This is a genomic window from Sphingobacterium sp. LZ7M1, assembly GCF_024296865.1.
Classification (GTDB): Bacteria; Bacteroidota; Bacteroidia; order Sphingobacteriales; family Sphingobacteriaceae; genus Sphingobacterium.
Genome location: NZ_CP101134.1, coordinates 4,242,391 through 4,258,090 on the forward strand (window position 1 = coordinate 4,242,391; position 15,700 = coordinate 4,258,090).

Below are 15,700 nucleotides of genomic sequence, written 5' to 3' on the forward strand. Positions count from 1 at the left end.
AATTTAATACACCATGCCTCTTTTTAACATTGATTCTTTAAGTTTTATATAATCAATTTTTTGAACTGGCTTTTTCTCTAATATTGAATTAATAGCAATAATAGTAGAAACCTGTCCCAATGTCATATAGATTGGTTCCATTCGAATTGAACCATATGCAATATGAGAAGCTGAAAGACAAACCGGAACAATCAAATTTTTACATTCATTTTCTTTAGGGATTAAAGATCGAAAATCTATTTTGTATGGATTTGGGACTCTAGCCATTATCTGACCTTCATTTTTTATATGGCCAAATTCATTAGTAAATCGTTGTACTATGTGAGAATCCATTGGATAATCAGCTAAGCCTATCGAATATGGTGCATCTACTGAATTATTACAATTATGTTCCGTCATAATATAACTACCAACCATCCTTCTCGCTTCCCTAATATATAATTGCAATGGCCAATTATTGTTCTCACTAAATTCATCCTTTGCCAATCCCCATCTTATACAATGATTTTTAATTTTCCCAGGGACAGCGGGGTGATTTTGCAGAGTCCACATTAATCCTAATTGATAACTTTTATGCTTTCGTCTTATTTCTTCCCTTAAAACATAATCACCTTCAGGATATTGATAATTCGCGCCAACAAAATCAGTTGACACAGGGCCAGAATTATTTGAATCTGTTTTTCTATTCGGTATCAAGCTTAAATCAAAGAAATCTGTACCATTGTGTTTTTCTAAATACTTAAAAAGTAACTCATAATTAGATTCATCATAATCGTGTGGTTTTTCGATTTTCACCATATTATCGGCTACATCTGTTAAACACATCCTATAACAATAAGCTTGAACCTTTGAGTCTCCCCCTCCTCTAGTACCAAATGGTATTGAAGAAAAATTGGAAACGTTAATTTTTACGCCATCCGGAATTTGATTTCGATTGGTATTATCCGCCACATATATGCCATTAAAACTTTCTCCATAAACTGAATTAGCTTCCCGACCTACAATATATGAAACTTTAGCACCAGCCATTAGATCACCTTCATATGATGCATCAATAAAAACTTTGCCTTTCACACGTTTACCAGATTCCATTTCAATCCATTCGATAATTCCATTTCTTTTCCCAACCCCATTTTTTAACTTTATTCGTTCTTTATGTAGAATAGGGAGAGAATGTGTCATAATTAAATCTTTAAAAACCGTTTGGGCTGCTCGAGGTTCAAATCTCACCATTATATCAACTAGACTTGGATCCCATCCATATTTTGGTGAATTTTTAACAAACCAATTACTTTGATTTGAGTAATAATCCTTTATTCTTTTGAAAAATTCTCTTGACAATCCCCCTAAAATTTCTGGGTGCAAAACATCAGTATTTCCAAGGCCATTAGTTAACATTCCCCCCAATGCCCCTTCTGTGTGATTAATAAGGAGCACATTTTTTCCACTTCTAACTCCTTCAATAGCACCCATTATTCCAGCAGGGGTCCCTCCATAAATTACAATATCAAACTGTTTACTTAAATCAATACTACTTTTACCATTTAATTCCCAAAACCCTGTAACCGGCGGGATTTCCTCAACTTTAAACTCCTTTTTACAACTAGTGGCTGTAAAAAATATCACTAGAAATAGAAAATGTAAAAATTGTTTTCTTGGTTTCATTTTTTAACTTTCAATAAAAATTAATAATTAGTTTTTCTGTGCAGCAAAAGTAATTAGAATTTCGATTGAAAGTTATAATTCTATTGATTTAAAATAAATTTAACAATTCTTTCACAGGCCTTTCCATCTCCATATGGATTGTGAAGTCCTGACATTTCCTTATACCTAGTTGTATCTTCGATCAAACTCTGCGCTTCAGAAACGATTTTATTTTTATCGGTACCTACCAAGATAACGGTTCCTGCATCCACGGCTTCCGGTCGTTCAGTTGTATCTCTCATTACCAAAACTGGTTTACCTAAACTAGGTGCCTCTTCTTGAACACCTCCAGAATCAGTAATAATCAAATAAGATTGATTCATTAACCAGACAAAGGCTGGGTATGCCAAAGGATCAATTAATTGAATATTATCAACTCCAGATAGGATCTCATAAACTGGCTTCTTAACATTCGGATTTAAATGAACTGGATAGATTATTTGAACATCAGGATTTGTTAATGCAATTTCCTTTAAAGCCTCACAGATATTAATAAATCCCTGTCCATGATTTTCCCTTCTATGTCCAGTCACTAAAATTAACTTTTTGCTGGTATCAACGATACCTTTCAATTGTTCAATTTCAGCGTTATCTAGGTCTTTCACCCTTTCTGAACTATCAAAAAGAGCATCTATTACTGTATTACCGGTAACTAAAATGTCTTTTTCTTGAATGTTTTCTCGCAGAAGGTTTTCCTTAGAAGCCTCAGTTGGCGCAAAGTGAAAATCACATATACGACCAGCCACCTGTCTATTGATCTCTTCTGGAAAAGGTGATCTTTTATTGTGGGTTCTTAGTCCAGCCTCAACATGACAGACTTGAGCTCCTGAATAAAAAGCTGCTATACTACTTGCCATAGTGGTTGTGGTATCACCATGAACATAAACATAATCAGGTTTGAAATCCTCCAAAACAGGTTTTAATTCTGTAATAATATCTGCAGTCAACGTATATAGATTCTGATTTGGTTTCATTAGATTCAAATCATAGTCAGGTTTGATGTCGAAGAACTCAAGTACTTGATCTAACATTTCACGATGTTGTGCAGTCACACATACCCTAGTATCAAAATCTGTTTGACTTTGAAATGCTTTTACCAAGGGAGCCATTTTGATAGCTTCAGGACGTGTTCCAAACACAATTAGATTCCTTTTCATATATATATTTGCTGTTTTACAATCTACTATCAACTATATCTCGTTTTAAACAAGATTTACTGTCAAATATTATTCCTTTATCATCTATTATATTCCCAAAATTCAAATTTAGAAATTCATTATGCGCAACTGCCAAAATTATAGCAGAGTACCTACTATAACTAACTTCTTCCAAACACTCAATCCCATAAACCCTCTTCACCTCTTCTTTATCCGCCCAAGGATCACAAACATCTACCTTCACCCCATACGAAACCAACTCCTCATAAATGTCCACAACCCTCGTATTCCTAATATCAGGGCAATTCTCCTTGAATGTAATTCCTAAAATCAAAGCCTTGGAGTTCTTTACAGGAATATCCTTTTGGATCATCATCTTCACTACTTTATTTGCAATAAAGGACCCCATATTATCATTAACTCTTCTTCCTGACAAAATAACCTGCGGATGGTACCCAACTGATTGAGCCTTGTAGGTCAAGTAATAGGGATCGACCCCAATACAATGTCCTCCTACCAATCCTGGTTTATATTTCAAGAAATTCCATTTCGTTCCAGCAGCTTCTATCACATCATTGGTATCGATACCAAGCCTATCGAATATCAGCGCCAATTCATTTACAAATGAAATATTTACATCACGTTGAGCATTTTCGATGGCTTTAGAGGCTTCAGCGATTTTGATCGATGGAGCTTTATGAGTACCAGCCAAGATGATGGAACGATACAGATCATCCACACGATTGGCTATTTCAGGGGTAGAGCCTGAAGTAACTTTTTGTATCTGAGGTAAAGTCCTGATTTTATCCCCCGGGTTAATGCGCTCTGGTGAATAACCCACAAAGAAATCCTGATTAAATTTCAATCCTGAGATTTTCTCTAATATTGGAACACATTCTTCTTCGGTACAGCCCGGATATACGGTGGATTCATAAATAACAATATCACCTGATTTCAAAACTGACCCTACCATTTCAGAAGCTTTCCTTAGAAAACTTAGGTCAGGGAGCTTAAAAGAATCAATCGGGGTAGGTACTGTTACTATAAAAGTATTACATTCATTAATATTTTCAACTAATGAAGAAAAATCTAATCCTATCCCAAAATCATTAGAATCTTGGTTTAAAATTCCTAATAAATCACTCTCATTAACCTCCTGGGTCCTATCTTTCCCCTTTTTTAGCTCTTCTATTCTTCCCTTATCAATATCAAACCCAACAACTTTATACTTTTTGGCAAATTCAATAGCAAGAGGAAGTCCTACATAACCAAGACCTATTATTGCAATTTTTACTCGATCAAGAGCGTTTTCAAGATTTGCCTCTTTTTTCATTTTCCTCGCTGAGTTATTCCTTTTCGAGATTATTTACTTTTTCCGTTCTTCTGATTTTCTTTCTCCGCAACAATCTTCCTCAAGCCACTACTCGAAAATCTATGATCTCTACTGTTAAAATAAAGCTCAATCCCTTTCTCCTCACAATATTTCCTTCCCGTAAAGTCTCTATCCTTATATTCATCCCCAACAATCCTCACATCCAGTTTAAAGGACCTCAATATATCCTCTAAATCCTGCTCGGTTGAGTAAGGAACAATCTCATCCACTGAAACACAACCTCTTAATTGAATATAGCGCTCAACAACAGTTTGAGTAGGCGCATTCTTTTCAGGGCGGTCCAATGTTGGATCCATTTGCAAACCACAGATCAGATAATCACATTGACGTTTTGCTTCTGCCAACATCATGATATGTCCGGCATGCAATAGATCAAATGTTGAAAATGTTATACCTACGCGAGGACCAGGATTATAATCCTGATGTTTAACTTCTTTTACCTCTTTAATCTTCTCTTTCATATATGGTTAATGATTTTTTGCTTATTCACCTATAGCATAGTACACAAATCCCAGGCTTTCAATCTGCTTTCTGTTCAAAAGCTTCCTGCCATCAAATACAAAGGCAGGTTTTTTCATTGAATCCTTGATTCTTTTCCAGTCCAAATCCTTGAATTCGTCCCATTCCGTAAGAATAGCAAGACCATGGGCATCTTTAGCAGCTTCATATGGATCTTCCACAACGGACAACAGCTCCTTGTTTTCATCATTTGACCTTGTAGCCAAGTAATCCAAATCCTTATAGATTTGATTTTCTTGCACTTTAGGATCATAGACTACGATTTGGGCTTGTTCATCCAATAGATGGTCTGCAACATATATGGCGGCTGATTCTCTTGTATCATTAGTGTTTTTCTTGAAAGCCCATCCGAGGAAAGCAATTTTCTTGCCATTAACCGTATTATACATCGATCGGATGATCTTTTCTGCAAATCTTGTCTTTTGATGGTCGTTTATCAAGATCACTTGTTCCCAGTAATCAGCGACTTCGTTCAAATTATAGGAACGAGCGATATAAACTAAGTTTAACAGGTCTTTCTGGAAACAAGATCCCCCAAAACCTACAGATGCCTTCAAAAACTTTGAACCAATCCTGGAATCTTGTCCTATGGCATGTGCAACCTCGTCCACATTCGCTCCTGTCACCTCACATAGTTCCGAAATCGAATTGATCGATGAAACTCGTTGCGCTAAAAAGGCATTGGCTACCAATTTGGAAAGTTCAGAAGACCAAAGATTGGTACTGATTATCCTTTCAGAAGGCACCCAAGCTTCATATATAGACTTCAAGGCATTGATAGCTTCCGGATCTTCTCCGCCGATCAAAATCCTATCCGGATTATGCAAATCTGGAATAGCCGTTCCTTCAGCTAAAAACTCAGGGTTCGACAAAACATGGAACTGAACACCTTTACCAGTATGGTCCAATATACTTTTGATGGTAGCAGCAGTTCTAACAGGAATAGTTGATTTTTCAACAATGATTTTAGATGTTGTTGCCACATCCGCTATCTGTCTGGCACATAGCTCTATAAATTTCAAATCGGCAGCTTGTCCCTTTCCTTTCCCGTACGTTTTTGTAGGGGTATTCACGGAAATAAAGATCATATCAGCCTCAGAGATGGCTTTTTCAATTTCAGTCGAGAAAAACAGATTACGGCCTCTGGCTTCAGCCACTACCGCATCCAACCCAGGCTCATAAACTGGAAGATCCTCTAAATTATCTGAATTCCAAGCCTCAATACGCGCTGCATTTAAGTCAACGACTGTAACTTGTACATTTGGATTTTTCTGAGCAATAACCGACATGGTTGGACCCCCAACATATCCTGCTCCTATACATGCAATCTTTTTGATTTCCATTGTTGAATTACCGAGTAATAATTGGCCTACACCAATTTACAGTTTTCAATTTTCTTTCTGATATAAAATTATCTGCTGATTCACTTCTTTTGGCTTTTCAAGATATATTTTGATCTTTTTGCCCAACAGCTTCTCGGTTTTGCCGCTAACCTGCAATAAATATGCCGAATCAATATCCTTTCCAGTTATCAATATTTCAATAACACCCGAATCAACTCCATTTGCATAGTCCCCCAACAAAGCTACCTGCTCCACATCACCTGTCCTTTCCAGGACATGGTCGATCGCTTGGTCAATCCCCAGAAACGTACGCACCAAGTTCTGCAAACTCTGGAAAAGAGGATGCTCTACATTCGCACGATAATAGATTTTATTGTTCTCCTGGGATTTGATCAGGTATCCGGCATCAGAAAGCTGATTGAGCTCCTTTCGGATTGAGTTGGTTGATTCATTAAATTCTTCAGCAATGCCCCTCAAATATCCCTTATTGGTCGAGCTTACGAAAAACTTGATCAGGAGTTTTAATCGGGTCTTTGACGTGATTAACGAATCTAACATATCATAGAAAGTGAGCAACAAAAGTACTCAACGATTTCCGTAATATCAAGAATATAATAATTTAAGGAAAGAATTAACAATTTAATAATAAACTACTCCGCTTCCATTTTCTTTTTCAATCGCTGCTTGGCTTTCTTCACCCCTTCCAAGGTAATACCAAGTAAATCAGCCATGCTCCTATTGTTCAAACCAAGCTTCATCAACGAAATTAAGCGGAAGTCATACTCCGTAAGTTTAGGATAGGCTTCCTTTTCACTAGCCAGATATCCGGGATAGACCCGATCAAAAATATGGTTGAATTTCAACCAGCGTTCCTCCGTCATCACATGATTCTCCAGCATCTTATTTAAACTGTCATTGAAGATTTCCTGTCTATCTGGAAAGTGATCGAGGTTTTGTATAACCTCGTTTCGAAGGCGCTGTATGGTAAGGTCATTTTGTTTGATGGTGGAAGTAAAATCCTGCAGGGAATGGTTCAGGATGACCAATTCTCGATCCACCAATTGCTTTTCATAGGATAATTCCAATTGTTCTCGTTCAAGCTCAGCGTTCTTGAACATAATCTTGTTCTTTGAACGGTTTACCAGGAGCAGGATGATCACAAAGAGCAATGCAAAGAAGGTAATCACATAAAAATAGGTTTGATTGACCTGTTTTCTCTTCAGTTCTGAGTTTTCAATGGACTGTTGATATTTTTCCGCTTCCCATTGCCAAGAAACCCGCTGCAAATTCTCATAGCCCAAGTTTTCATCCAGACTGTCCTTAAAAAGTAAATATTGATTCAGGTAATACAGTTCACTTTGTGAATCGCCCTTGCCTTTTGATATTTCAGCAAGGATCTTATTGGCATCCGTCTTAAATCTCAGGAAATAAGGCTTGTCCTCCATAAGGTCCAGTCCTTTTGCCACATGTTCTGCCGCCTTATTATAGTCTTTTTGCTTGCAATACATTTCAGCAAGGATAAGGTTAGCCCTCATGGCATCCAATGGCTCCTTGAACTTCATGGAATATTCAATATTCTTTTTTACCAATTCAATAGCCTTCTCTCGTCTACCTGCTTCCCATTCAATATCGGCCAGGTTACCAGAGATAATTCCGATCCAGACAGAGTCCTTGGCCAGTTTGGCTATATGCAAGGCCTGATTATAATAATCATTGGCTTCCCTATTTAAAGAATCCTTTTTATAATAAACCCCAATGGCATTGACCATATCGATCCGGTTACGGCTCAGGGGTTCTGTATGGGGCAAAGCTAGTTTCAGGTATTCTGCGGCTCTCTTTTGATCTCCTATATAACTGTAGAAATTGGCAACAAATCCATAATGATAGGCCAACCTAGGTATTCTGTTAACATTGACCTCTTCCTTTAGATCATTGGCTTGCAGGAAATAGGGAAAAGCCTCCCTAATCTTCCTGTAAACATAGTAATAGTAGCCTTGACGAATTAAGCCCATTTGCTTGAGCTCATACTCATTTGTAGGCTCGATCAGTTCACTGGCCTTCTCAAAAAAATGATTGCTTCGATCATTTACTCGGTCAAAGGCTATCGAAAAACCATCAGCCATCAACATATAATAAGCCCATTTCAGAGGAATGCTTCTTTTTCCTTCGGCAAGCATCTTCACTGAATCCAACCGATTGATCAATGCAAGCGTGTCCTTCCTGAAATTGGCATCAATTTTCAATACCCGCTCCAATTCGGCAAAATCCTTCGCTCTTTGCGATTGAGCCATAGTAATGCCACTTGAGAAACTCAATAAAAGCAGTAGAAATAAGGAGGAAACGGTTAACGTTCTTGGCTTGAAAATCATCAGCTTAAATCTCGGGAAAATTTAAGATAAATAACAAGCTTTCATATTCCCCCTAACGAAAATTACCACATATCGATAATGGATTTTATCCTTTATTGAAATGTGGTAATTCAGCGAAAAATAAAAAATTCAAATAGAACCCCTTACTTGCTTATTTTCTTTAAATAATCAAAATACACACCCTTTAGGTCTTTTACACGGTTATATAGAGTTTCCTTTTCTATATAGCCTTTAGACAGGGCAATTTCTTCCAAACAGGCAACCTTTAAGGAAGTCCTTTTTTCGATAGTTTTAATAAATTCTGTTGCTTCAGAAAGTGATTCATGGGTTCCAGTGTCAAGCCATGCAAATCCACGTCCTAAAAGTTGAAGTTGTAAAATGTCTTGGTTCAAATATTCTTGGTTTACCGTAGTAATCTCAAGCTCACCCCTATCCGAAGGTTTCACATTCTTAGCGATCTCGATGACAGAGTTAGGATAAAAATAAAGGCCTACAATGGCGTAATTCGATTTTGGCTCTTTCGGCTTTTCTTCGATATCGTAAACCCTACCAGATTCATCAAAAGCAGCCACACCATAACGCTCAGGATCATCTACATAATACCCGAATACAACTGCCGCATTTTGCTCCTCTACCTTGGCTCTGGCTTCCTGAAGCTGCTGTTGCAAACCAGCTCCATAAAAAATGTTGTCTCCCAGGATTAAGCAAACATCATCACTGCCGATAAATTCCTCTCCAATGATAAACGCTTGAGCAAGTCCATCTGGCGAAGGCTGTTCTGCATAACTGATTGAAATCCCCAATTGATTGCCATCTCCAAATAACCTTTCGAAATTCGGAAGATCCTGAGGGGTTGAAATAATTAAAACTTCTCTGATTCCTGCCAACATCAAAACGGATAATGGATAGTAAATCATTGGCTTGTCATACACTGGCAACAATTGCTTCGAAACAACCTGTGTAAGCGGGTGCAATCTTGTCCCAGAACCTCCAGCTAAAATTATTCCTTTCATATTTTTAAATTTTTAATGTTATATTCTTTATTGAGCGGAAAGTTTTCCTAACATTTTTTCCAGGCTATTCTCCCATTTCGGGACATCCACTCCAAAGGTCCTTCTGACCTTTTCCTTATTTAAAAGTGAAAAATGTGGTCGCTTAGCGGGTGTTGGAAAACTAGAACTTGGAATCGGATTGATCCTACAATCAAGATCGCAAGTATCTCTTATTTTGACTGCAAAGTCATACCAACTGATTCTCCCTTCATTCGAATAATGATAAATCCCAGGCACCCAATTTCCAGACTCAACGATGTGTTTTATCAATTCTGCTAAGTCTCGGGCATAAGTTGGGGTACCAATCTGATCGGAAACAACACTGATTTCATCCCTGCTATTCATCAGGTTCAACATCGTTTTCACAAAGTTTTTCCCAAAGGTTGAATAGACCCAAGCAGTTCGAATAATGATTGCATCGGGACAATGAAGCTCAATGGCCAATTCTCCCTTGCGCTTGGTATCTCCATATACATTGATCGGATCTGTAGGATAATTCTCATCCAAAGCTTGATCTACATTTCCCTGAAAAACATAATCCGTGGAAATATAGATTAATTTACAACCATTGCTCTCTGCATATCTTGCAATTTCTAAGGTCGAAAGATGATTGACCTTATTAGCCAAATCAACCTCGGTCTCAGCTAAATCAACTGCAGTAAACGCCGCGGAATGTATTATTGTATCTGGCCGGTAGGTCTCCAAAATAGATTGGACCAATTCAGGTTGAGCTAAATCCAGTCCTTGGCGATCTAAGAAAATCATTTCAACCGATTCATTAGAAGGCCAAATATCCTTAAGCTCTGAACCTAACTGTCCTGAACTTCCCGTGACCAATATTTTGCTGGCTTTCATTGAACTCCTATTTTAAAAACAATTGAGCAACCGCATCCTTAAAGGAAGGTAGCACTTGATCTTTTTCTGAAACAATAAGCTCATCCACAGGTAGCTTCCAATCAATATTCAATTGTTCATCTTTATACGACACGCCCCATTCAGCAGCCTTATTGTATAAATTATCGCATTTATAAAAGAACTCTGCGGTTTCTGACAGCACTATAAATCCGTGCAAAAACCCTCTAGGTACAAATAGCTGCCTTTTGTTTTCAGCTGACAATAAAACGGAGAAATGCTGCCCAAAGGTTTCAGAATCTGGTCTCGCGTCAACGGCAACATCCAATACCTCTCCCTGCAGGACCCTGACTAATTTTGCTTGGGCGAATTCCCCTGCCTGTGCATGAAGACCACGCAAAACAGCTTTTGAAGAAAAAGATTGGTTATCCTGAACAAAATTTACATCCAACCCAGTCAGTTCCTTAAAAACAGCCTGATTGTAACTCTCAAAAAAATACCCTCTGTTGTCACCAAAAACACGAGGATCTAAAATATAGCAGTCCTTAAGACCAGTTTCTACGGCATTCATAAATATAATTTCACTTTCTCAACAAGACAGGATTAAATACCACTGTAATGTTTATCATAATAATTCTGGTAGTCTCCTGAAGCGACCTTTTCTAACCAAGATTGATTATCTAAAAACCAGTCGATTGTTTTTGATAATCCTTGTTCAAAAGTTACACTAGGCTCCCAACCCAATTCATTCTTAATCTTATTTGCATCAATTGCATATCTCAAATCATGACCAGGACGATCCTTTACAAATTGGATCAACTTTTCCGAAGTTCCCGGTTCACGCCCTAATTTCTCATCCATTTGCTTGCAAAGCTCCTTCACTAAATCAATGTTCTTCCATTCATTAAAACCTCCCACATTATAGGATTGCCCATTTTTACCTTCATGGAATACGGTATCGATTGCTCGTGCATGATCAATTACAAACAACCAATCCCGGGTATATTTACCATCTCCATAAATTGGTAAAGGTCTGTTATTGATAATGTTTAAGATACAGAGAGGAATTAATTTTTCGGGAAAATGGTTTGGACCATAATTGTTTGAACAGTTTGTAATCACTACCGGCATCCCATAAGTATCTTGGTATGCCCTTACAAAATGATCCGATGCTGCTTTTGAAGCCGAATAAGGGGAATGGGGATCATAACTGGTTTCTTCAGTAAAAAATCCAGTATCTCCTAATGCCCCAAAAACCTCATCTGTTGAAACATGATGGAATCTTTTCCCTTCAAAACTGTCCTTCCAGATGTTTTTGGCAGCGTTCAAAAGATTAACTGTACCTATCACATTCGTATTTACAAATGCCATCGGGTCGGTAATCGATCGGTCCACATGGGATTCTGCCGCTAAATGGATTACTGAATCTGGTCTAAATGAAGAAAATATCTCTTCCAAAGCCTTCTCATCACGAATATCAGCTTTCACAAAAGTATAATTAGGCTGATCCTCAATATCCACCAGATTCTCCAAATTTCCTGCATAGGTTAATGCATCCAAATTCACGATCTGATATTCAGGATATTTAAGCACAAAGTGCCTAACTACATGAGAACCTATAAAACCTGCGCCTCCAGTGATAAGAATTGTTTTATTCATGCTACAAATTAAATAAATAAAACCAGTTACTGATAATAGTGAATTTCAAATTCATTTAAATTGTAGTTGAAATGCTAATTATTAATCAGTTAAAAATGGTTTTTACCAAAAATTAAATTATTATACTTTCAAACACCCTGATCAGACTGTGAAAAATAAGCTAACCAATCCTTTTTTCGGGGTGATATTCCAGTTTTTTCTATTTTTACTTTAAAGGTCAGCATTTAATCCCAACCTCAATTTCATCCTAACCAAAAAATTCGAACTACATAAATTTGATTATTCATACAATTCAATTTTCTCAATCGTTCAGCTATAAATTACCAATGACATGTTTTATAGGACTGTGCATCCGACCAGAAATCCTAATTTCCCTAAAGAATATCTTGAATTACGATAAACCTGACTAGGGAGCTTGGATAATTTTAAAAAATCAAGAAAAAATGTGGGTAGCGAAAAAACGATGTTCTATTGATCGAACATCGTTTTTTTGCTAATACTAAGCTTTCCCTATTTTATTAAATAACAGAGCTCCGCTGGAGTTCTATCTTTAAAATTTTTAAGCTAAATATCTTCTTAGGCATTTACCACGATCAGCTTCCAATAAAATCGCTCAACGTTTAGCCCTTACTTATGCCCATTCCTTTGGTTTTCCTTATCCGCCACGATCTTTCTCAGGCCGCTACTCGAAAACCTATGATCTCTACTGTTAAAATAAAGCTCAATCCCTTTCTCCTCACAATATTTCCTTCCCGTAAAGTCTCTGTCCTTATATTCATCACCTACGATCCTCACATCCAATTTAAAGGACCTTAAAATATCCTCTAAATCCTGTTCGGTTGAATAAGGAACAATCTCATCCACTGAAACACAACCTCTCAATTGAATATAGCGTTCCACCACGGTCTGCGTTGGCGCATTCTTTTCAGGTCGGTCTAAAGTAGGGTCCATCTGTAAACCACAGATTAAATAATCACATTGACGTTTTGCCTCAGCCAACATCATGATATGGCCTGCATGCAAAAGATCAAAGGTTGAAAATGTTATGCCTACGCGAGGACCAGGATTATAATCATGGTGTTTAGGATCTTTTACCTCTTTGTTCTTATCTTTCATATATGGTTAACAATTAAATTCTTAATTACTTGACTTAGTTACTGAGTATAATTTAGCCATAATTTTGTGTAACTAGAACTCAATAAGTGCAAAGTTCCTTAACATCTGCAACATTTAGCATTTAGGGCATCTTTTAAATATTTTTTGTAGTTGTTTGGCTAAAAGAATCCGGCAAAGAAATCAAAACAGTTGGGCTTTCTTATTCTCTAAACGAAATATTGCTGTGCATTCTTTAATAAGCTGAAGGTTTTACGGATACGAGTTCTTATTAACCACGCGTAAGTCCTTTCTAGTAAATAAATGCCAAATATTCTTGGTCCATCCTCTCTTTCTCCACATTCTGGTTCATTCCCAGTTCTTGACCCATCCTCCAATCCTTTGGATCCTGTTTCATACTAGCAATTATTCTGACCTTATTCGAGATTCATTCGAGGCATGTTCGAGAAGAATTCTATCCAGTTCGGATTTCTCGAATATGTCTCGAATAAGGTCAAAGCAAAACCTAGAAGATAGTTCCAATTTTTAAGATTTCTCTTCAGCAAGTAAAGTGATAAAAATGGATGGCTAAAAACAGAAGCGGGCAACCTTCAGGATGCCCGCTTCCAATATTATTAAATAAACTGCGCTATTTCACCAAATAGATTACGCCGTTTTTTTTTCACTTTTTGATTCAAATAATTTATGATTCTTGATAGGATTTCCTTTCAACAATTCTTTGGTATCATATTTTGAAACTACAGCTTTCAAAGCTTCTAAGTGTCGCGTATGGTGCATATCGGTGCCTACAAAATCATACATTCCGGCACGGATCAGGGTCAAAGCACAAGTTTTTACATTTTCACCGTAGTATTTACTGATGGAAAGTAAATTCAATTGCAGGTAACATCCTGCCTGTTTGATTTCCTCAAAGATCTTGAAATTGTTGTGGTAATAGTTATATCGTTCAGGATGGGCAAGAATGGGCTGATAACCCCTATCTTGGATATCTTTAATAACGTTAAATAATGCTTTTGACTCCGATAGGTAAGACATTTCAATTAACATGTACTTATCAGCAATCAAACATAACTTATCCGCTTGAATCCACTGATCGATTTGGTCATCGATCATATACTCAGCACTAAAGTTCAGTTTAAAATCCACAGCATTAGCCTGCAAATGTTCGGTTAATTTGCCGTGCGCTCCTTTGATGGTCTCAGGCGTATTGTTATGTACTCCTGCCATAACGTGCGGTGTAGACACACTGTTATGAATACCTAAGGCTTTCAATCCATTGATCAAAGTGATAGACTCTTCAACACTTGGACTTCCATCATCAATCCCAGGTAGAATATGATTGTGAATATCCCAGCCTACCCAAGCCAATTGGTCCAGGTACGCAGGTTGGTCATTTTTACTTCCCCCAAATAAATTACTCCAAAATCCCATAGCTTCTCAAAATATTAGTTGTTTGGTAATTAGGTTTCTAATTTTATATTAGATGTCCTGTTATTCCATAAGGTTTAATGTATACGTTCAATAAATCTTATTTGCTACAAAACATCTTAAATTAACGCAGAATTGTCTTTTTCTAACTGTTCATAAACCTGCTTCACATCCTGCGCTCTATTTCTATCCAAAACTAGAACCGCATCCTCAGTACTAACTAACATACAATTAGTTAAACCTACAAAAACTGTATGTTTATTAGTACCTACAACAATATTGCCATTCTCGTCCACTGGATGTCCTTTGCTTTTAAAATACTCATATAAGGAATCGAATGCTCCCATATCGGACCACTCAAACCTTGCCGGAACGACCTTGATCAGGTCACTTCGTTCCATTACTGCATAGTCAATACTTTTAGAAGGAATCAATTTCGAATGTGCTTCGTCAAGAACCAAGTCTTCTGCATATTCAAATGCTACCTCTGCAGCATTGTACAGCTTGGGTTCAAAGCGCATCAATTCTTCCAAATAAACCCCTGCCTTGAAACAGAAGATCCCTGAGTTCCAAAGGAAGTTCCCTTTTTTCAGAAAGTCCTTTGCGGTATCTTCATTGGGTTTCTCCCGGAATGAAAGCACGGTATTGCCTTCATGCTCAATATATCCGTAACCGGTCTCCGGTCTGGTTGGAACAATTCCGAAAGTTGCGATAAATCCTTCTTGGGCATACATAATGCCCTGATTGATTGCTTCGCGATAGTTTTTCAGCCCTTCGATCAAATGATCTGAAGGCGTAACGATCAATATATCGTCCGGATCCGCGTGGAAGGCAGCAAAGGCTATTGCTGCAGCTGTATTCCGAGGAGCCGCTTCTGCAATGATATCATGGTTATAATCTTTCAAGTAAGGCTCCGCGATCGTTTTGTTCAATGCCGACCCTACCAAGATCACCTTGGATGCAATTTCCTGATTTCTGGCTAGCGTCCATTCAAACAAAGTCTTACCTTCGAATATCGGCAGGTACTGCTTTGGTTTAGATTTCCTGGACAAAGGCCATAATCTTGAGCCTACACCACCAGATAATATTACATTTATTATTTTCCCCATTA

General features: G+C 37.5%; 14 protein-coding genes. All 14 read right to left on the reverse strand.

Features of this window, described 5'->3' with window-relative positions; genetic code table 11:
* Positions 1 to 3: 3 nt before the first annotated feature.
* A complete protein-coding gene (locus NMK93_RS18165) occupies positions 4 to 1,665 on the reverse strand; it encodes an FAD-dependent oxidoreductase (RefSeq protein WP_254528735.1) in 1,662 nt (553 codons plus the stop codon).
* 80 nt (positions 1,666 to 1,745) lie between these two features.
* A complete protein-coding gene (wecB, locus tag NMK93_RS18170; RefSeq protein ID WP_254528733.1) occupies positions 1,746 to 2,861 on the reverse strand; it encodes a non-hydrolyzing UDP-N-acetylglucosamine 2-epimerase in 1,116 nt (371 codons plus the stop codon).
* A 16-nt stretch (positions 2,862 to 2,877) separates the two neighbouring features.
* A complete protein-coding gene (locus NMK93_RS18175; RefSeq protein WP_254528732.1) occupies positions 2,878 to 4,194 on the reverse strand; it encodes a nucleotide sugar dehydrogenase in 1,317 nt (438 codons plus the stop codon).
* A 29-nt stretch (positions 4,195 to 4,223) separates the two neighbouring features.
* Entirely contained in the window at positions 4,224 to 4,715 is a 492-nt protein-coding gene (locus tag NMK93_RS18180; protein WP_254528731.1) for an adenylyltransferase/cytidyltransferase family protein, read from the reverse strand.
* Positions 4,716 to 4,736: 21 nt separating this feature from the next.
* Positions 4,737 to 6,116 carry a nucleotide sugar dehydrogenase gene (locus tag NMK93_RS18185; protein WP_254528730.1) on the reverse strand — a complete coding sequence of 460 codons (1,380 nt, stop codon included), beginning with the start codon at positions 6,114 to 6,116 and terminating at the stop codon, positions 4,737 to 4,739.
* Between the two features lie 45 nt (positions 6,117 to 6,161).
* Positions 6,162 to 6,674, reverse strand: coding sequence for a winged helix-turn-helix domain-containing protein (locus NMK93_RS18190; RefSeq protein ID WP_254528729.1), 513 nt, complete (start codon positions 6,672 to 6,674; stop codon positions 6,162 to 6,164).
* Between the two features lie 92 nt (positions 6,675 to 6,766).
* A complete protein-coding gene (locus tag NMK93_RS18195; protein WP_254528728.1) occupies positions 6,767 to 8,407 on the reverse strand; it encodes a lipopolysaccharide assembly protein LapB in 1,641 nt (546 codons plus the stop codon).
* A gap of 221 nt (positions 8,408 to 8,628) precedes the next feature.
* Positions 8,629 to 9,498 carry a glucose-1-phosphate thymidylyltransferase RfbA gene (gene rfbA, locus NMK93_RS18200; RefSeq protein WP_254528727.1) on the reverse strand — a complete coding sequence of 290 codons (870 nt, stop codon included), beginning with the start codon at positions 9,496 to 9,498 and terminating at the stop codon, positions 8,629 to 8,631.
* 27 nt (positions 9,499 to 9,525) lie between these two features.
* The gene (gene rfbD / locus NMK93_RS18205) at positions 9,526 to 10,392 is read right to left on the reverse strand and encodes a dTDP-4-dehydrorhamnose reductase (RefSeq protein WP_254528725.1); all 867 of its coding nucleotides are present in this window, start codon (positions 10,390 to 10,392) and stop codon (positions 9,526 to 9,528) included.
* Between the two features lie 7 nt (positions 10,393 to 10,399).
* On the reverse strand, positions 10,400 to 10,960 hold the full coding sequence (rfbC, locus tag NMK93_RS18210; RefSeq protein WP_254528723.1) for a dTDP-4-dehydrorhamnose 3,5-epimerase: 561 nt from the start codon (positions 10,958 to 10,960) through the stop codon (positions 10,400 to 10,402).
* Between the two features lie 32 nt (positions 10,961 to 10,992).
* Complete coding sequence (gene rfbB, locus NMK93_RS18215; RefSeq protein WP_254528721.1) at positions 10,993 to 12,048, reverse strand: dTDP-glucose 4,6-dehydratase; 1,056 nt, start codon at positions 12,046 to 12,048, stop codon at positions 10,993 to 10,995.
* 627 nt (positions 12,049 to 12,675) lie between these two features.
* Positions 12,676 to 13,164 (reverse strand): adenylyltransferase/cytidyltransferase family protein, encoded by a 489-nt coding sequence (locus NMK93_RS18220; RefSeq protein ID WP_254528719.1) that lies wholly within the window; start codon positions 13,162 to 13,164, stop codon positions 12,676 to 12,678.
* Between the two features lie 642 nt (positions 13,165 to 13,806).
* Positions 13,807 to 14,592 carry a tyrosine-protein phosphatase gene (locus NMK93_RS18225; RefSeq protein ID WP_254528717.1) on the reverse strand — a complete coding sequence of 262 codons (786 nt, stop codon included), beginning with the start codon at positions 14,590 to 14,592 and terminating at the stop codon, positions 13,807 to 13,809.
* A 116-nt stretch (positions 14,593 to 14,708) separates the two neighbouring features.
* Positions 14,709 to 15,698, reverse strand: a complete 990-nt coding sequence (locus NMK93_RS18230) for a mannose-1-phosphate guanylyltransferase (RefSeq protein ID WP_254528715.1) — start codon at positions 15,696 to 15,698, stop codon at positions 14,709 to 14,711.
* Positions 15,699 to 15,700 lie beyond the last annotated feature (2 nt).